We start from the raw sequence: 17,831 nt of genomic DNA, 5'->3' as shown, positions 1-17,831 counted from the left end.
GTACAAATGTCTGACGGCCTTGGCTTGACCCTCCAAGCCTGCCTCGATAACGTGCGCCGCCATGGCCACAGCACACCCGTTCCACAACCTGTCGTGGGAGCGGCCGTGATCGGGAACGAGCAACTCCCGGCACTCGAGGCGATTGCCTTGCGCATTGCCATCGTTCGTGGCCAGCGTGTGATCGTCGACGCGGATCTGGCCGCCCTCTATGACGTGCCGACCAAACGTTTCAACGAGGCCGTCAAGCGCAATCTGCCCAAGTTTCCGGGCGATTTCATGTTCAGCCTGACGGCAGACGAGTTCGCCGACTTGAGGTCGCAATTTGCGACCTCAAGTTCTGAGCCCACAGGGCATGGTGGCCGGCGCTACCTCCCGCGCGCGTTCACTGAGCATGGGGCATTGATGGCCGCGACCATCCTCAACAGCCCCCGTGCCATCGAAGTGTCGGTCTACGTTGTGCGCGCTTTCGTGCGGCTGCGTGAGTTGGTCTCGATGCATGGCGAGCTGTCGCAGCGGCTGAAAGAACTGGAAGAGAAGACCGAGGTGCTGGCCATGCATCGCGACACCTTCAGTCGCAACACGCGTCATCAGCTCAAGCAGGTGTTCGACACGCTGCGCGAGCTGATGATGCCGCCCGATCCTCCGAAGCGGCCCATCGGCTTTGTTCCGCCCTCCGAGAAGAAGAACGAAAGTTGACCTGATTCTTCGGGGTGCGCTGCGCGTTTGGGCATGGGACACGCCTTACGCCTGCTTGCACACTCTTGCTTCTTGCGATGGGCATCGCATCGGTCCCGCGGCAAGAATGGAACCGGTTTCATCCAAACCGGTTTCATGAGGCGACCGACGGCCTCTGCGAACAAGACTCGCGAGGGATGCCATGCTCCGCCACCACGCCACCCTGCACGCCGCGCCGACCGCGGTTGCCCTGGCCGTCAGCCTGTTGTTGAGCGCCTGCGGCGGCGGCAACCAGAACAGCGCCTCCGCGCCCGATGCCGCGTTGAACCGCGAGACGGCTGCCGCCGCCAGTGCCGATGCGACACCGGTGCTGGTCGCCGGCCGCTACGTGCTGATCGACGCCCAGAGCGGCAAGTGCGTCGATGCCGTGCCCTCGGCCCCCGATGGCGGCCGCATCCAGCAGGCCGGCTGCGGCGACAGCCTGACCCAGGCCTTCGACGTGACCAACGAGAGCGGTGGCACCATCAAGCTGGTCAACGCCGGCACCGGGCAGGTGTTCGACCTGTCGGGCAGCTCGGGGGCCGACGGCGCGCCCATCCACCAGTGGACCAACAACGACACCGCCGCGCAGCGCTTCAAGCCATGGCGCGCGCAAGGCAACCGCGTGCGGCTGGTCAGCGCGGCCAGCGGCAAGTGCGTGACGATCGCCGGCAAGTCGACTGCCGACGGCGCACAGCTGCAGCAGTCCGGCTGCAACACGGCCGACGCGGCGCAGCAGTTCCTGTTCTTCCCGCGCGGCGCCAGCAGCCGTGGCGCGCTGGCCGTCGGCCAGTACACGCTGCGCGGCATGCAGTCGAAGCTGTGCCTGGACATCGAAGGCGCCAGCACCGCCGATGGCGCCAAGACGCTGCAGGCCACCTGCAGCGGCGCCGCGAGCCAGCGCTTCGAGGTGCGTGCCGCGGCCGACGGCAGCTATTCGTTCAGCAACGTCAACAGCGGCAAGGGCCTGGACGTCAGCGACATCTCCACCGCCAACGGCGCACTGATCCAGCAGTGGAGCTACGGCGCCGGCGCCAACCAGCGCTTCAGCGTGATGCCCGTCGGCGACAGCTTCCGCATCGCGGCCAAGCACACCGGCAAGTGCCTGGACGTCAAGGACTTCAGCACCGCGGTCGGCGGCCGCATCCAGCAATGGGACTGCGGCAACAACGACAACCAGCGCTGGCAGCTGGCGGCCACGGATGCACAAGCCCCGGCGCCCGCTCCGGCCCCTGCTCCGGCCCCTGCGCCATCCCCCGCACCTGCGCCCAGCCCGGCGCCTGCGCCGTCTCCCGCACCCAGCCCGGCACCATCGCCTGCCCCGTCGCCGGCGCCTGCACCGAGCCCGGCACCTGCTCCCGCGCCTGCCCCTGCCCCTGCCCCTGCACCCGGCCCGGCCCCCACGCTGACGCTGCCGCTCGAAGTCCTCGGCGCCGGCGCCCCCGACGCGCCCACCGTGGTGCCGGTCCAGCTCGCGCTCGATGGCGCATCGCTCGGCGCTGCCAGTCAACTGGTCGTGCGCTGCCACCGCTGCGGCTTCTACAACTCGCCGGAGTTCGAGGCGCTGAGCAAGCCGCTGACGAAGATCGCGGCCAGCCTGCGCATCGTCGGCGGCCCGAACGGCAGCGCCGCGCCGTGGATCGACATCAGCGATGCCGGCGTGCAGCTCGACGAGGTCGAGCGCGCGCACGGCGGCGTCAACGGCGGCCTGCTGACGATCCGCTTCCGCGTGCCGCTGGATGCGACGACGCGCGCCCGCTTGGTGGCGCAGCCCGCCGCCAACCGCATCGAATTTCGCTTCAACGGCACCGACGGCAGCTCCAACGGCTACCGCATCCTCGACCTGCAACTCCAGGACGCGTCCGGCCGCAACCTCACGGCCGCGCAGCCGCGCCAGTGGGCCGACATCCAATCCGAGAAGGAGGCGGGCCGCACCTGGACGGCCGACGCCAGCGCCGGCCAGGCCTTGTGGAGCGGGCAGAACCTGCTGAAGAAGTCGCCGATCGTCAACACGACGATCCGCGCCGCCTGCTCGTCGTGCCATGCGAGCGACGGCCGCGACCTGCAGTACTTCAACTTCTCGAACAACTCGATCGTGCAGCGCTCGCGTTTCCACGGGCTGAGCGAAACGCAGGGCCGGCAGATCGCGGCCTACCTGCGCGCCGCGCTATACCCCAAGGTGCCGCATGTCGCGCAGGCCACGCCATGGAACCCGCCGTACCAGCCCGGCCCGGGGCTGGACAGCAAGCCGACGGTCGAATGGGCGGCCGGTGCCGGCATCGATGCGGTGCTGCCGGACGCCAAGTCCTTCGTCAACGTGTTCACCGGCAAGGCCGCGAACAGCAGCGCCGCGGTGACGCAGGCCGAACTCGACGCCGCGATGGACCCGAGCCCCGGCAAGGTGCTGAACACGCGCGAGATGCCGATCCCGCTGCAGCTGCCCGACTGGAGCGCGTGGCTGCCGATCGAGAGCCCGCTGGACATCTGGACACCCGAGGCCGGGCAGGCGCAAGGCCTGTTCGAGACCCAGGGCGACGACGGTTCGAACCCGATCAAGGTGGTCAAGCGCATCAGCGACTTCCTGAAGGCCAACCAGAACCCGAACGGCGTGTATGGCGACTGGAGCCACCTGACGCCCGAGCTGCGCGAGCGTGCGCAGTACTGGCTGGGGGACGTCGGTGCGAAGAGCATCGACTTTGCCGGAGGCGGGCGCGGCTCGCGCGTTTCGGGCGATCCGGCCCACCCGTATGGCGGCGAGATCGGAGGCAGGAAGCTGCAGGCCCTGATGTCGGCACAGACGGCGAGCGCGGCCAACCTGCCGGCCGCCTTCACGAAGGAGGCCTTCATCGAACGCGCGCTGTTCGGCGCGATCCGCTGGATGGGCGTGAAGCAGTGGGAGCTGGCCCACACCTATGGCCTGGAAGGGCGGCAGGACTGGCTGCACGGTTCGCGCGACGCGACCGGCAAATGGGTGGGCATCGGCGAGAAGCGGGGCTGGCCGTTCAGTTGGCCGAGCGTGTTCTACATGGCGCCGCACATCCTGTACGTGCCGGCGAACGGGCGCGAGAACTACTTCTCGTGGGAGCCGCGGCTGGTGTCGTTCTACCGCACCAACCAGTGGTACCAGCTGCAGATGACGGTGAACCCGGGCTGGCCGGGCGCGTCGATGGGGCCGATGGACTGGCCGTACCACATGGGCTTCACGACCGCGGTGGTCGACGACCTGGTGACGGCCAAGGCGCCGGCGGCGGTGTCGGCCTCGCACCTGGCGCGCTACTTCCAGGTGCGGACCAAGCTGGCGCAATTGGCCAACACCAACCTGCCGTTCAACCAGCCCGATCCGGCGGCGCCGACCGACCTGTTCCGCAACGTGGGGCACCAGAGCCGCGCGTCGCTCGCGATCCACAAGCTGGGCGTCGGCGAAGTGGTCGACCGCGGGCCGGACGACTGGGAGAAGTCGCGCTTCCGCCAGCTCGATGCGGTGACGCCGGGGCTGCACCTGATGTTCATCAACAGCTCGATCTCGCTGTACAACGCGCTGTATGCGAACACCACCTACGAGCAGTGGCGGCGCTGCGATCCGAACGCGCTGTTCGGCAGCGAGCCGGAAGTCAAGTCAGGTTTCCGCTTCTGCCTGGATCCGAAGCGCACGCCGCTGCCGTTGAACGGCAAGGGCCAGCCGCACCTGGTCGGCGGCTGGGTGGACTGGACCGGCGAGCAGTACATCACCTGGAGCGTGATGTCGGCGCGCAACCACGGGGCGGAAGCTCAGCGGCTCAAGACCTTCTCGGATTGGGCGGGGCGCATGTGGCGGGAGTGAACGACGATCCCCGGATTGGCATCCGGGCTACATGACCAGCAGGCCTGTAGCCCGGATGAAGCGAAGCGCAATCCGGGAGCGGCGGAACGATCACGCGAAGGCCTGGTCGAGCTGGCGGTTCCACGCCGCCTTGGTGGCCTCGTCGACGAAGCTCGCCTCGAAGCTGTTCTTCGCCAGCTGGTGCGCCTGCCGTGCCCCCAGCGCCGGCAGCGCCTCGAAGGTGGCCAGGAAGTTCGCATTCATGTACCCGCCGAAGTACGCCGGGTCGTCCGAGTTGACCGTCGCGCACAGCCCCGCATCGAGCAGCGCGCCCAGCTGGTGCGACGCCATCGTCGGGTAGACGCACAGCTTCACGTTCGACAGCGGGCACACCGTCAACGGAACGCGCTCGGCCGCCAGCCGCTTCACCAGCGCCGGGTCCTCGACGCAGCGCACGCCGTGGTCGATGCGCTCCACCTTCAGCACGTCGAGCGCACTCCAGATGTAGGCCGGCGGCCCTTCTTCGCCCGCATGCGCGACGAGCCGCAGCCCGAGCTCCCGGCACTTCGCGAACACCCGCGCGAACTTCTCCGGTGGATGCCCGCGCTCGCTGCTGTCCAGCCCGACGCCGATGAAGCGATCGCGGAACGGCAGCGCCTGCTCCAGCACCTCGAATGCCGCCTCTTCGCTCAGGTGCCGCAGGAAGCACAGGATCAGCGCGCTGCTGACCCCCAGCTCGCGCCGCGCCGCCTCGCCGGCCCGCGTCAGCCCCTCGATCACCGTCTTGAAAGGCACGCCGCGCTCGGTGTGCGTCTGCGGATCGAAGAACAGCTCCGCATGCACCACGTTGTCGGCCTTCGCGCGGCGGAAGTAGGCCATCGCCATGTCGAAGAAGTCCTCCTCCTTCAGCAGCACGCTGGCGCCGGCGTAGTAGATGTCGAGGAAGCTCTGCAGGTCGGTGAAGGCATAGGCCTGGCGCAAGGCTTCGACGCTCGGGTACGGCAGCGACACCCCGTTGCGCTGCGCCAGCGCGAAGATCAGCTCGGGCTCCAGCGACCCCTCGATGTGGATGTGCAGCTCGGCCTTCGGCATCGCGCACAGCAGCGCGGGCAGGCGGTCGCGGGGGATGGCGTCGAGGTTCATGTCAGGGCTCCAAAACGGATGCCGCGTTCGTTCAGGAAGCGGCGGTAGGCGGCCGAACTGCGGTCGGCCGCGCAGTGCACCTCGCCCCCGGCGAGCGGCAGGCGCTTCGGGCGCTGCGACTCGAGGATGGGCTGGTCCTGCGCGAAGATGGTGTGCTGGAAGGCGCGCAGCGCGTCGTCGCTCGATTCGGCATCGGTCACCGCAAGGCGGAACCACACGCGGCTGCGTTCCTCGTCGAGCGGGCAGACGAACAGGCCGATCACGTCGCGCGTGTCGTTGCGGGCCGCGTCCTGCGCCTGCGGCAGTTTCGTCAGCAGTGCGCTGAACGGCGCCGTCAGCTCGTAGCGGTAGTCGACCCAGCTGCCCTCGGTGGCGAGCCGGTTGCTCTTCGGCTGCCAGGCCTGGCAGCCGGTGGCGACAAAACCCGTCGGCGTGGCCTGCACGGCGTAGTCCGGCGTGCGCACCTGCTGCCGCTCGCCGAGCCAGCCGTCGTGCACGAAGCCGAAGTGCGACAGGTCCAGGAAGTTCTCGACGATGCGGCCGGCGCTGGTCTCGACGTCGTACGGCCCGCACAGCAGCTTGCGCAGCTGCGGGTCGGTCTCGGCCTCGAAGGCCGGCAGCGGCGTGTCACCACCCTGCAACCGCACCCAGACCAGGCCGTGGGCCTCCTGCGCTTGGTGCGCACACGCCGCATGCGAGGCCGGCGGCTGGAACGACGGCTGCGACGCGACCAGCACGCAGCGCCCGTCACCCGCGAAGCGCCAGCCGTGGTACGGGCATTCGATCGCCGCCTGCCCGTCCTGCTGCACCACGCGGCCCAGCGACAGCCGCGTGCCGCGGTGCGGGCAGCGGTCGGTGAAGACCCGCACCTGGCCCGCGGCATCGCGCCACAGCACCAGGTCCTGCGACAACAGCCGCACGCCCAGCGGCCCAGCGCCCAGCGAGGCGCTGTCGGCCACCGGGTGCCACAGCGTCGCTTCGATCAAGGCTTACTTGCCGCCCGGCACTTTACCGTCGACGCCCTTGACGAAGAACTTCACGCCGCCGAGGAACTTGTCGTCGGCGACCTCGTCCTTCTTCAGCACTTCCTTGCCGTCGTTGCCGACGATCGGGCCCTTCCAGATCACGTACGTGCCGTCCTTCAGGCCGGCCTTGACCTTCTCGACCTTCTCCTTCAGGTCGGCGGGCACCTTGTCGGAGATCGACACCAGGTCGATCGCGCCTTCCTTGACGCCCCACCACGATGCGCTGTTGCCGGCCCACTTGCCGTCCAGCGCATCCTGCGTCGCCTTCTTGTAGTACGGCGCCCAGTTGATGATGCTCGAGGCCAGGTGGGCCTTCGGGCCGTAGGCCGTCATGTCGCTGTCCCAGCCGAAGGCGTACTTGCCGGCCTTCTCGGCCGTCTGCAGCACCGCGCTCGAATCGGTGTTCTGCATCAGCACGTCGGCGCCGCCGTTGATCAGCGATTGCGCGGCCTCGGTTTCCTTCGGCGGGTTGAACCATTCGTTGACCCAGACCACCTTGGTCTTGATCTTCGGGTTCACCGACTGCGCGCCCAGCGTGAAGCTGTTGATGTTGCGGATGACCTCGGGGATGGGGATCGAGCCGACCACGCCCAGCACGTTGCTCTTGGTCATGCCGCCGGCCACCACGCCCGCCATGTAGGCGCCTTCATAGGTGCGGCTGTCGTAGGTGCGCATGTTCTCGGCCTGCTTGTAGCCGGTGGCATGCTCGAACTTCACGTCCTTCAGGTCGGCCGCCACCTTCAGCATCGGCTCCATGTAGCCGAAGGTGGTGCCGAAGATCAGCTTGTTGCCCTGGCTGGCCATGTCGCGGAACACCCGCTCGGCATCGGCCGCCTCGGGCACCTTCTCGACGAAGCTGGTCTGGATCTTGTCGCCGAATTCCTTCTCGAGCGCCTTGCGCGCGTTGTCGTGCGCGAAGGTCCAGCCGCCGTCGCCCACCGGGCCGACGTAGGCGAAGGCGATCTTCAGCGGCTCGGGCTTGGGCGCTGCGGCCGACGCGGCGGCCACCGGGGCCGGTGCCGGGGCGGGCGCTTCTTCCTTCTTGCCGCAACCCACCAGCGCGGTGCCTGCCGCCAGCGTGCTCCACCCTGCGAGCTTCAGCAGGGCACGTTTGGAAATTGGGTTCATGGGGACTCCAGGGTGAGGAACGCGAGAATTTATCAGTTGTGAAACCCCGGTCAGCCGGGGAAGAAGGGCTTGCCCAGCGAGGCCGGCATGTTCACGCGGATCCAGCCGGCATTGCGCGAGATCAGCACCAGCACGACGATGGTGGACAGGTAGGGCAGCATCGTCAGCAGCTGCGCCGAGACCTGGACGCCTTCGCCTTGCAGGTAGAACTGCAGCATGGTCACGCCGCCGAACAGGTAGGCGCCGAGCAAGACGCGTGCCGGTCGCCAGGTGGCGAAGGTGGTGAGGGCCAGCGCGATCCAGCCCTTGCCGGCGATCATGCCCTCGACCCACAGCGGCGTGTAGACGACCGAGATGTAGGCGCCCGACAGCCCGCACAGCGCGCCGCCCACCACCACCGCGAGCAGCCGGATGCGGCGCACCGGGTAGCCCAGCGCATGCGCCGATTCGGGCGATTCGCCGACCGCGCGCAGCACCAGTCCGGCGCGCGAGCGGTACAGGAACCAGGCCAGCGCGACCGTCAGCGCGATCGCCGCATACACCATCGGGTGCTGGCGGAACAGCGCCGGGCCGAGCAGCGGGATGTCGGCCAGCCAGGGCACCTGGAAGTGCGGCCGCTCCGACAGCTTCTCCTGCACGTAGCCGATGCCGACGAAGGCCGAGAAGCCGCTGCCGAACAGGCTGAGCGCGAGGCCGGTGGCGTACTGGTTGGTGTTGAGCCAGATCACCAGCACGCCGAAGGCCGCGGCCAGCAGCGCGCCGGCACCGGCACCGGCCGCGAAGGCCAGCCAGTCGCTGCCGGTGTGCACCGCGGTCGCGAAGCCGGCGATCGCGGCGATCAGCATCAGCCCCTCGGCGCCGAGGTTGACGATGCCGGCGCGTTCGTTGATCAGCAGCCCGAGCGCCGCGAACGCGAGCACGGTGCCGGAGTTCAGCGTGGCGGCGATCAGCAGGGCGACGGCGTCCATCAGGCTTGTCCTTCGGCGGTGGAGGAGGCGGCCGGCGGCGCGGCGGCCGGCACCGGCACGTGCGCCGGCTTCCAGCGGATGCGGTAGTGGATCAGCGTGTCGCAGGCCAGCAGCGTGAACAGCAGCAAGCCCTGGAACACGCCGGTCAGCGACTTGGGCAGGCCCAGGCGCGACTGCGCCAGCTCGCCGCCGATGTAGAACATGCTCATCAGGATGGCCGAGAACACGATGCCCACCGGGTGCAGCCGGCCGACGAAGGCGACGATGATGGCCGCGAAGCCGTAGCCGGCCGGCACGTGCGGCGTCAGCTGGCCCAGCGGCCCGGCGGCTTCGAGCGCGCCGGCCAGCCCCGCCATGCCGCCCGAGCCGAGCAGCGCGGTCCACAGCGCGCGGCGCGACGAGAAGCCTGCATAGCGGGCGGCTGCCGGCGCGAGCCCGCCCACCTGCAGCTGGAAGCCGGCATAGGTGCGGAACAGGAAGGCCCAGAACGCCGCCACCGCCAGCAGCGCGATCACCAGGCCGATGTTGACGCGCAGCCCGCTGACCAGGCGCGGCACCTTGGTCGCGTCGAGGAAGGTGATGGTCTGCGGGAAGTTGTAGCCGTTCGGGTCCTTCCAGGGCCCGTAGACCAGGTAGCCCAGCACCTGGTCGGCCACGTAGACCAGCATCAGGCTGACCAGGATCTCGCTCGCGTTGAAGCGGTCGCGCAGCAGCGCGACGATGCCGGCCCAGGCCATGCCGCCCAGCATGCCGGCCAGCAGGATGGGCACGACGATCCAGCGCCCCGTGCCGGGCTCGGCCAGCATGGCCACCCCGCCGGCCGCGATCGCGCCGATCACGAACTGGCCCTCGGCACCGATGTTCCACACGTTGGAGCGGAAGCACACCGCCAGACCCAGCGCGATCAGCAGCAGCGGCGTCGCCTTCACCGCCAGCTCGGACAGCGCGTAGGCGCTCTTCAGCGGCTCGACGAAGAACACCTGCAGGCCGCGCAGCGGGTCCTTGCCGAGCAGCAGGAACAGCACCACGCCGAGCACGACGGTGATGCCCAGCGCCAGCAGCGGCGACGCGATCGACATGACCCGGCTCTGCGCCGGCCGCGCCTCAAGCTTCAGCATGGTTCGCCTCCTGGTGGAAGGCCGCGCCGCGCTTGGTCCACAACCCGCTCATCCATTCGCCGATCTGCTCCACCGTGGCCTGCGAGGTGGCGATCGGCGGCGACACGCGGCCCTGCGCGATGACGACCAGCCGGTCGCAGACCTCGAACAGTTCGTCGAGTTCTTCGCTGACCACCAGCACCGCGCAGCCCGCGTCGCGCAGCTTCAGCAGCTCGCCGCGGATCTGCGCCGCGGCGCCGACGTCGACGCCCCAGGTGGGCTGCGAGACGATCAAGAGGCGCGGCGCGGCGTCGATCTCGCGCCCGACGATGAACTTCTGCAGGTTGCCGCCGGACAGGCTCTTCGCGGGGGCATCCGGGCCGCCGGCCTTGACGTTGAAGCGCTCGATCAGCCGCTGCGCCAGCGCCGCGACCTCGCCGGTGCGGATCCAGCCCTGGCCCGACACCGCGGCGGTGCGCGTGAGCAGCGTGTTCTGCGCCAGCGACAGCGTCGGCACCGCGCCGCGGCCCAGGCGCTCCTCGGGCACGAAGTGCAGGCCCTGCGCGCGGCGGCGGCGCGGCGACTGGCGGCCGATCGGGCGGTCGAACAGGCGGATGCTGTCGGGCGCGGCGCGCGGGTCTTCGCCGGACAGCGCGGCCATCAGCTCCTGCTGGCCGTTGCCGGAGACGCCGGCGATGCCGAGGATCTCGCCGCAGCGCACATCGAAGCTGATCTCGCGCAGGTCCATGCCGAACTGGTCGAGCTTGGGCAGCGCCAGCTCGCGCACCGACAGGGCCACGTCGCCCAGCCGCGCCTGCAGGTGCTGCAGCTGCGGCGGCTCGGCGCCGATCATCAGGCGCGACAGGCTGGCGTTGGTCTCCAGCGTCGGGTCGACCTCGCCGGTGACGCGGCCGCCGCGCAGCACGGTGCAGTGGTGGCACAGCGCGCGGATCTCGTCGAGCTTGTGGCTGATGTAGAGGATGCTGCAGCCTTCGCTGGCCAGCTGGCGCAGCGTGACGAACAGCGTCTCGACCGCCTGCGGCGTCAGCACCGAGGTGGGTTCGTCGAGGATGAGCAGCTTCGGGTGGGTCATCAGCGCACGCACGATCTCGACGCGCTGGCGTTCGCCGACCGACAGCGTGTGCACCGGGCGCAGCGGGTCGACGTCGAGGCCGTAGACGCGGGCGACCTCGGTGATGCGCTGCGTCACGGCGGCCAGCGTCAGCGACTTGTCGAGGCCGAGCCAGACGTTCTCGGCGGCGGTGAGGGTGTCGAACAGGCTGAAGTGCTGGAACACCATGCTGATGCCCAGCGCGCGCGCCTCCTGCGGGTTGCGGATCTCGACCGGCTGGCCGTTCCAGCGGATCGTGCCCTCGTCGGGACGGACCGCGCCGTAGATCATCTTCATCATGGTCGACTTGCCGGCCCCGTTCTCGCCGAGCACGGCATGGATCTCGCCGGGCTTGACGCGCAGGCAGACGCGGTCGTTGGCCTTGACGGCGGGGTAGGTCTTGCTGATGTCGATCAACTCTAGGCGCAACATGCTTGTCTCCGCGGGCGGCTGGGATTGTGCTCTGGCGACGACCCGGATTGGCATCCGGGATCACCGCACATGGCGCTGGCGCCCTTCGATCCAGGTCTGCACGAGGTTCCGCTCATCCCCGAGCGTCATCCACGCAAAGACCTTCTCATGCAAGCCCCGCGCCACCTCCATGCGCCGCTCGGCCACCGGCCCGACGGCCCAGTCCCAGACGCACAGGTCGGCGACCCGCCCCACCTCCAGCGAGCCGATCTCGTCCGCAAGCCCCAGCGCCTTCGCCGCGCCGCGCGTCGCGGCGTGCAAGGCCTTCCACGCCGTCAGCCGCTCGCCGGCCATCGCCTGCACCCGGTAGGCATCGCTCGCCGCGCGCAGCATCGACAAACTGGTGCCGCCGCCCACGTCGGTCGCCAGGCTCACCATGCAGCCCGCCGCCTCGGCCGCGCGCCAGCCGAACAGCCCGCTGCCGAGGAACAGGTTGGACGACGGACTGTGGGCGATCTGCGCCCCGCTGGCCTGGATGGCGGCCCGGTCCGCATCGTCCAGCCAGATGCCGTGCGCCAGCACGCTGCGCTCGTTCAGCAGCCCGGCGCGGGCGTAGACGTCGAGGTAGCTGCGCGCCTCGGGGAACAGCTCGGCCACCCACAGCACCTCGTCGCGGTTCTCGGCCACGTGGGTCTGCATGAAGACGCCCGGGTACGCGGCGCACAGCCGCCCGGCCATCGCCAGCTGGGCCGGCGTGCTGGTCGGCGCGAAGCGCACCGTCACCGCATAGGCCAGCCGGCCGGTGCCGTGCCAGCGCTCGATCAGCTCGACGCAATCGCGCTCGGCCTGGTCGACGTCGTCGCGCAGCCCGTCGGGTGCATGCCGGTCCATCAGCACCTTGCCGGTGACCAGCCGCATGCCGCGCGCCTGCGCGGCCGCGAACAGCGTGTCGGCGCTGACCTTGTGCACCGTCGGGAAGACCACCGCGCTGGTCGTGCCGTGCGCCAGCAGCGCATCCAGGAAGCGCGCCGCGCCGCGTTCGGCCTCGCCGGCATCGGCATAGCGGCGCTCGGCCGGGAAGGTGTAGGTGTCCAGCCAGTCGAGCAGCGCCGTGCCGTAGCTCGCGATCACGTCCAGCTGCGGGCTGTGCACGTGGGTGTCGATGAAGCCGGGCATCAGCAGCCGGCCGCGGTGGTCGTGCAGCTGCCAGCTGGCGTCCGGCGTGCCGGGCTGGGCGCCGACGATGCGGCCGGCCTCGACCAGCAGCCAGTGGTCGGGGCGAAAGCGCACGGCCGGGGAATCGACGTCGCCCCAGTCGGGGGACGCGGTGAAATCGAGCAGGTCGGCGCGCAGCGCGATGCGGTTGGCGGTCATTCGTTCGTCCTCAGGCTGCGGGCAGCGTCGCGCACCTGTTCGCGCAGCCAGCGCATCGCCGCCGACGCATGCGTCAGGTCGTGCCACAGCTGGTAGTAGGTGAGCGCCGGAAAGGCCACCGGGCAGCGCACGATGCGCACCGGCAGGCTTCCCAGGTAGCGCGAGCAGAACAGCTTGCCGGTCGTCAGCACCAGCAGGCTGCGTGCCACCATGTCGGGGATCAGCCCGAAATGGGCGCTGCGCACCACGATGTCGCGCGCCAGGCCCTGGCGGTCGAGGTGCTCGTCGATGACGCCGCGCGCGCCGGCATGGGTGGGCGTCGGCGCGACGTGTTCGCAGGCCAGGTACTTGTCGACGCTCCAGGCGCGGCCGCGCGTCGCCGGGTGGTCGGCCGCGACCAGGCACACCACCTCGTCGCTGAGCAGCCGGCCCAGGTGCAGCTCGCCGGGCGGCTCGAGCCAGTTGCCGATCACCAGGTCGACCTCGCCGCGCGCCAGCGCGCGCCGGTGGTCGAACTCGCCCGTCAGCGGCAGCAGCTCGATGCGCACGCCGGGCGCGCCGTGCTTCAGCGCGGTCACGAGCTGGGGCAGGAACAGCGGGTCCAGGTAGTCGCTGGCCGCGATGCGGAAGGTGTCGGTGCTGGTCAGCGGGTCGAAGCCCTGGGCGCGGCTGCGCGGGCTGAACAGCCGGTCGGCCTCGGCCAGCAGTGCCGTGGCCGGGCCCACCAATTGCAGTGCCGTGGCGGTGGGTGTCATGCCGTGGCCGGCGCGCACCAGCAAGGGGTCACCGGTGAGCGCGCGCAGGCGCTTCAATTGGGCACTGACGGCGGGCTGGGTGCTGCGCAGGCGAAGCGCCGCCCGCGAAACATTGCGTTCGGTGATCAAGGTGTGCAGGACCCGGATGAGGTAGAGCTCGATCTTGTCGAAATCCGCGCGCTGCGCCATGGCCGCTGGCTGATAGATGATATGGGCCGCATCGTATAACGACGGCGGCGGGACGGTTTACCTTTCGGGAGTCTGTTCCTATGCTTGTCGAGCAACCCAGGTTTTCCATGAGTACCCAAGGCATCCGGTTCTATCACCGTGGCGAACTCGTCGACGTGAGCGGCGTGCATCCCACGCGTTCGGTGCTCGACTGGCTGCGCGAGGACGCGCATTGCACCGGCACCAAGGAGGGCTGCAACGAAGGCGATTGCGGCGCCTGCACCGTGGTCATCGGCGAGCTGCCGGGGCCGCACACGCCGGCGTCGCAGGTGGTGGGCGGGCTCGCGCTGCACACCGTCAACGCCTGCATCCAGTTCCTGCCGACGCTGGCCGGCAAGGCCTTGTTCACCGTCGAGGACCTGAAGGACCCCGCCTCCGGCGCGCTGCATCCGGTGCAGCAGGCGATGGTCGATTGCCATGGTTCGCAGTGCGGTTTCTGCACGCCGGGCTTCGTGATGTCGCTGTGGGACAGCTACCAGCGCCACCGCGCCTGCGGCGCCCCGCCGACGCGCCGCGAACTGGCCGACGAACTGTCGGGCAACCTGTGCCGCTGCACCGGCTACCGGCCGATCCTGGATGCCGGGCAGCGCATGTTCGAGTTGCCGGCCGTGCCGCTGGACACGGCGCCGGTGCTCGCCGCGCTGCGGGGGCTGCAGGGCGGCGACGGCCTGCACTACGCCGGCTTCAACCGACAGCGCGCGGGTGCGCCGCGCGTCGACGACTTCTTCGCACCGCGTTCGCTGGATGCGCTGGCCGCGCTGCTCGAGCAGCACCCCAAGGCCACGCTGCTGGCCGGTTCCACCGACATCGGGCTGTGGGTCAACAAGCAGTTCCGCGACCTGGGCGCGATCGTCTACCTGGGCGACGTGGCCGAGCTGAAGCGCATCGCCGAGCGCGACGGCCACCTGCACATCGGCGCCGGTGCGTCGCTCGAAGACGCCTGGGCCGCGCTCGCGCAGCGCATCGGCGGGTTGACCGAGGTGTGGCTGCGCTTCGCGTCGCCGCCGATCCGCCATGCCGGCACGATGGGTGGCAACGTCGCCAACGGCTCGCCGATCGGCGACAGCGCGCCGGTGCTGCTGGCGCTGGATGCCGAGCTGGTGCTGCGCCGCGGCAGCAAGGCGCGGCGCGTGCCGCTCGCGTCGTTCTATGTCGACTACATGAAGAGCCTGCTGCAGCCGGGCGAGTTCGTGCAGGAGATCGTCGTGCCGCTGGCGGTGGCAGCGCGGCACACGCGCGCCTACAAGATCAGCAAGCGCTTCGACTGCGACATCTCGGCGGTGTGCGCCGGGTTGTCGATCGAACTCGATGCGGGCGGCGCCGTCGCGCAGGTCCGGCTGGCCTACGGCGGCATGGCCGCCATCGTCAAGCGCGCGGCGGGGGCCGAGGCGGTGCTGCAAGGTCGGACCTGGGACGAGGCCGCACTGCAGGCCGCGCAACAGGCGCTGGCCGAAGACTTCAAGCCGCTGACCGACATGCGGGCGAGCGCCGCCTACCGGCTGCAGGTCGCGCAGAACCTGCTGCGCCGCTTCTGGCTGGAGACGCGCGCCACCGACGCGCTGCCGCAAAGCGCCACCAGCGTCTGGAGCGCCGCCGCATGAACAAGCCGCTCGACGCCTTTTTGCAGCGCCGCATCGATGCCGACGCCGAGACCGCCGCGCTGCGCGACGGCGCGCGCGTGGGCATCAGCCGGCCGCACGAATCGGCGCACCTGCACGTGGCCGGCGAGGCCGCCTACATCGACGACCTGCCCGAGCTGGCCGGCACGCTGCACGCGGCGCTCGGGCTGTCGCCGGTGGCGCACGGCCGGATCACCGCGCTCGACCTGGCGCTGCTGCGCGCGCAGCCGGGCGTGGTCGCGGTGCTGACGGCGGCCGACATCCCCGGCCCGAACGACTGCGGCGCGATCCTGCACGATGATCCGATCCTCGCCGACGGCGAGGTGCGCTACCTCGGCCAGCCGGTGTTCGCGGTGATCGCGGCCACGCGCGATGCCGCACGCCGCGCCGCCGCGCAGGCGAAGGCGGTGCTGAAGATCGACCCGCTGCCGCCGATCCTGACGCCGCAGGCCGCGCATGCCGCCGGCCAGTACGTGCTGCCGCCGATGCACCTGGTGCGCAGCACGCGCGAGGGCGGTGCGCGCGCCGCCATCGACGCGGCACCGCACAAGCTGTCCGGCACGCTGGACGTCGGCGGCCAGGAGCAGTTCTACCTCGAAGGCCAGATCAGCTACGCGATCCCGAAGGAAGACCGGGGCCTGCTGCTGCACTGCTCGACGCAGCACCCGAGCGAGATGCAGCACGTGGTGGCGCATGCGCTGAAGCTGAACGCGCACCACGTGCAGGTCGAATGCCGGCGCATGGGGGGAGGCTTCGGCGGCAAGGAATCGCAGTCGGCGCTGTTCGCCTGCGTGGCGGCGGTGGCGGCGCAGAAGCTGCACCGGCCGGTCAAGCTGCGGGTCGACCGCGACGACGACTTTTTGATCACCGGGCGGCGCCACTGCTTCTGGTACGAGTACGAGGTGGGCTACGACGACGACGGCCGCGTCCTCGGCAGCGAGATCACGATGGTGTCGCGCGCCGGCCACTCGGCCGACCTGTCGGGCCCGGTGATGACGCGCGCGCTGTGCCACTTCGACAACGCCTACTGGCTGCCCGACGTGGCCATGCACGGCTACTGCGGCAAGACGAACACGCAGAGCAACACCGCCTTCCGCGGCTTCGGCGGGCCGCAGGGCGCGATCGCGATCGAGAACATCGTCGACAGCATCGCGCGCGCGCTCGGCAAGGACGCGCTGGACGTGCGCCGCGCCAACTTCTACGGCAAGGGCACGAACCACGTGACGCCGTACCGGCAGCCGGTGGACGACAACATCCTGCACGAGCTGTGCGACCAGCTGGAGGCGAGCAGCGGCTACCGCGAACGACGCGCCGCCATCGCCGAGTTCAACCGCACGAGCCCGGTGCTGCAGCGCGGCCTCGCGTTCACGCCGGTCAAGTTCGGCATCTCGTTCAACGTCAAGCACCTGAACCAGGCCGGCGCGCTGGTGCACGTGTATGCCGACGGGTCGATCCTGGTGAACCACGGCGGCACCGAGATGGGCCAGGGGCTCAACACCAAGGTGGCGCAGGTGGTGGCGCACGAGCTGGGCGTCGGCTTCGAGCGCGTGCGCGTCAGCGCGACCGACACGCACAAGGTGGTCAACACCTCGGCCACCGCCGCGTCCACCGGCAGCGACCTGAACGGCAAGGCGGCGCAGGACGCAGCGCGGCAGATCCGCGAGCGGCTGGCCGACGTGGCCGCGCAGCGCCTGGGCTGCCGCGCCGGCGAGCTGCGCTTCGCCAACGACGAGGTGGTGGGGCCTGCAGGGCGCATCGGCTTCGGCGAGCTGGTGATGCAGGCGTACCTGGCGCGCGTGCAGCTGTGGTCCGACGGCTTCTACGCGACGCCCGGGCTGCACTGGGACAGCGCGACGCTGACGGGCCGGCCGTTCTACTACTTCGCGTACGGCGCGGCGGTGAGCGAGGTGGTGGTGGACACGCTGACCGGCGAGTGGAAGCTGCTGCGCGCCGACCTGCTGCACGATGCCGGCCGCTCGCTGAACCCCGCGGTCGACATCGGCCAGGTGGAAGGCGCCTTCATCCAGGGCATGGGCTGGCTGACCACCGAAGAGCTGGTGTGGCATCCGCAGAGCGGGCTGCTGATGACGCATGCACCCAGCACCTACAAGATCCCGACCGCCAACGACTGCCCGCCGGTGTTCGACGTGCAGCTGTTCGACGGCGACAACGTCGAGGACAGCATCCACCGCAGCAAGGCGGTCGGCGAGCCGCCGCTGCTGCTGCCGTTCTCGGTGTTCTTCGCGATCCGCGACGCGGTGTCGGCGGTGGGCGGGCACCGGGTCGACCCGCCGCTGCGCGCACCGGCCACCAGCGAGGCGATCCTGGACGCGATCACCGCGGTGCGGCAGGTCGGATAAGGACGCGTGCGGTGCGATCCGTGCAGTATTCACGGCGAAACCCCCGGGGCAAGGGAGACGGCTTTGACGCGCCGCTGGCTATTCTTCGTGGCGATTTGC

The 17,831-nt window shown here is 70.0% G+C and carries 12 protein-coding genes; 4 read left to right on the top strand and 8 right to left on the bottom strand.

The features are described from left to right. Positions 1-6: 6 nt before the first annotated feature. On the top strand, positions 7-696 hold the full coding sequence (locus tag AC1DYN_RS00215) for an ORF6N domain-containing protein (RefSeq protein ID WP_477957068.1): 690 nt from the start codon (positions 7-9) through the stop codon (positions 694-696). A 181-nt stretch (positions 697-877) separates the two neighbouring features. Further along, complete coding sequence (locus AC1DYN_RS00210; protein WP_477957067.1) at positions 878-4,534, top strand: RICIN domain-containing protein; 3,657 nt, start codon at positions 878-880, stop codon at positions 4,532-4,534. Positions 4,535-4,624: 90 nt separating this feature from the next. On the opposite strand, the gene AC1DYN_RS00205 is transcribed toward AC1DYN_RS00210, so the two are convergent. From AC1DYN_RS00205 to AC1DYN_RS00170, 8 genes are read right to left on the bottom strand one after another with little or no spacing between them, the layout of a single operon-like run. Continuing rightward, on the bottom strand, positions 4,625-5,656 hold the full coding sequence (locus tag AC1DYN_RS00205; protein ID WP_477957066.1) for an adenosine deaminase: 1,032 nt from the start codon (positions 5,654-5,656) through the stop codon (positions 4,625-4,627). Further along, on the bottom strand, positions 5,653-6,642 hold the full coding sequence (locus AC1DYN_RS00200) for a Rieske 2Fe-2S domain-containing protein (RefSeq protein WP_477957065.1): 990 nt from the start codon (positions 6,640-6,642) through the stop codon (positions 5,653-5,655). The genes AC1DYN_RS00205 and AC1DYN_RS00200 overlap by 4 nt, the downstream gene beginning before the upstream one ends. A gap of 3 nt (positions 6,643-6,645) precedes the next feature. Continuing rightward, positions 6,646-7,809, bottom strand: coding sequence for a BMP family ABC transporter substrate-binding protein (locus AC1DYN_RS00195; protein ID WP_477957064.1), 1,164 nt, complete (start codon positions 7,807-7,809; stop codon positions 6,646-6,648). Positions 7,810-7,859: 50 nt separating this feature from the next. Further along, on the bottom strand, positions 7,860-8,777 hold the full coding sequence (locus AC1DYN_RS00190) for an ABC transporter permease (RefSeq protein WP_477957063.1): 918 nt from the start codon (positions 8,775-8,777) through the stop codon (positions 7,860-7,862). After that, entirely contained in the window at positions 8,777-9,895 is a 1,119-nt protein-coding gene (locus tag AC1DYN_RS00185; protein WP_477957062.1) for an ABC transporter permease, read from the bottom strand. Before AC1DYN_RS00185 ends, AC1DYN_RS00190 begins: the two co-directional genes overlap by 1 nt. Further along, complete coding sequence (locus tag AC1DYN_RS00180) at positions 9,882-11,417, bottom strand: ABC transporter ATP-binding protein (protein ID WP_477957061.1); 1,536 nt, start codon at positions 11,415-11,417, stop codon at positions 9,882-9,884. Before AC1DYN_RS00180 ends, AC1DYN_RS00185 begins: the two co-directional genes overlap by 14 nt. Before the next feature lie 60 nt (positions 11,418-11,477). After that, complete coding sequence (gene guaD / locus AC1DYN_RS00175; protein ID WP_477957060.1) at positions 11,478-12,770, bottom strand: guanine deaminase; 1,293 nt, start codon at positions 12,768-12,770, stop codon at positions 11,478-11,480. Then, positions 12,767-13,714: a LysR family transcriptional regulator gene (locus AC1DYN_RS00170; protein WP_477957059.1), complete on the bottom strand. Its 948-nt coding sequence runs from the start codon at positions 13,712-13,714 to the stop codon at positions 12,767-12,769. Before AC1DYN_RS00170 ends, guaD begins: the two co-directional genes overlap by 4 nt. 107 nt (positions 13,715-13,821) lie before the next feature. Here AC1DYN_RS00170 and xdhA point away from each other — a divergent pair, with 107 nt between their 5' ends. Then, a complete protein-coding gene (xdhA, locus tag AC1DYN_RS00165) occupies positions 13,822-15,354 on the top strand; it encodes a xanthine dehydrogenase small subunit (protein ID WP_477957058.1) in 1,533 nt (510 codons plus the stop codon). Further along, positions 15,351-17,732 carry a xanthine dehydrogenase molybdopterin binding subunit gene (gene xdhB, locus AC1DYN_RS00160; protein ID WP_477957057.1) on the top strand — a complete coding sequence of 794 codons (2,382 nt, stop codon included), beginning with the start codon at positions 15,351-15,353 and terminating at the stop codon, positions 17,730-17,732. The genes xdhA and xdhB overlap by 4 nt, the downstream gene beginning before the upstream one ends. The last annotated feature ends 99 nt before the right edge of the window (positions 17,733-17,831 follow it).

The organism is Rhizobacter sp. P2_D12 (assembly GCF_056404395.1).
Note: the sequence above shows the minus strand (reverse complement) of the source record. Positions and strands in the feature narration are given on the sequence as shown.

Coding starts and splice junctions, on each gene's coding strand:
- AC1DYN_RS00215 (WP_477957068.1), top strand. CDS start 7: ATGTCTGACGGCCTTGGCTTGACCCTCCAAGCCTGCCTCGATAACGTG.
- AC1DYN_RS00210 (WP_477957067.1), top strand. CDS start 878: ATGCTCCGCCACCACGCCACCCTGCACGCCGCGCCGACCGCGGTTGCC.
- AC1DYN_RS00205 (WP_477957066.1), bottom strand. CDS start 5,656: ATGAACCTCGACGCCATCCCCCGCGACCGCCTGCCCGCGCTGCTGTGC.
- AC1DYN_RS00195 (WP_477957064.1), bottom strand. CDS start 7,809: ATGAACCCAATTTCCAAACGTGCCCTGCTGAAGCTCGCAGGGTGGAGC.
- AC1DYN_RS00190 (WP_477957063.1), bottom strand. CDS start 8,777: ATGGACGCCGTCGCCCTGCTGATCGCCGCCACGCTGAACTCCGGCACC.
- AC1DYN_RS00185 (WP_477957062.1), bottom strand. CDS start 9,895: ATGCTGAAGCTTGAGGCGCGGCCGGCGCAGAGCCGGGTCATGTCGATC.
- AC1DYN_RS00180 (WP_477957061.1), bottom strand. CDS start 11,417: ATGTTGCGCCTAGAGTTGATCGACATCAGCAAGACCTACCCCGCCGTC.
- guaD (WP_477957060.1), bottom strand. CDS start 12,770: ATGACCGCCAACCGCATCGCGCTGCGCGCCGACCTGCTCGATTTCACC.
- AC1DYN_RS00170 (WP_477957059.1), bottom strand. CDS start 13,714: ATGGCGCAGCGCGCGGATTTCGACAAGATCGAGCTCTACCTCATCCGG.
- xdhA (WP_477957058.1), top strand. CDS start 13,822: ATGAGTACCCAAGGCATCCGGTTCTATCACCGTGGCGAACTCGTCGAC.
- xdhB (WP_477957057.1), top strand. CDS start 15,351: ATGAACAAGCCGCTCGACGCCTTTTTGCAGCGCCGCATCGATGCCGAC.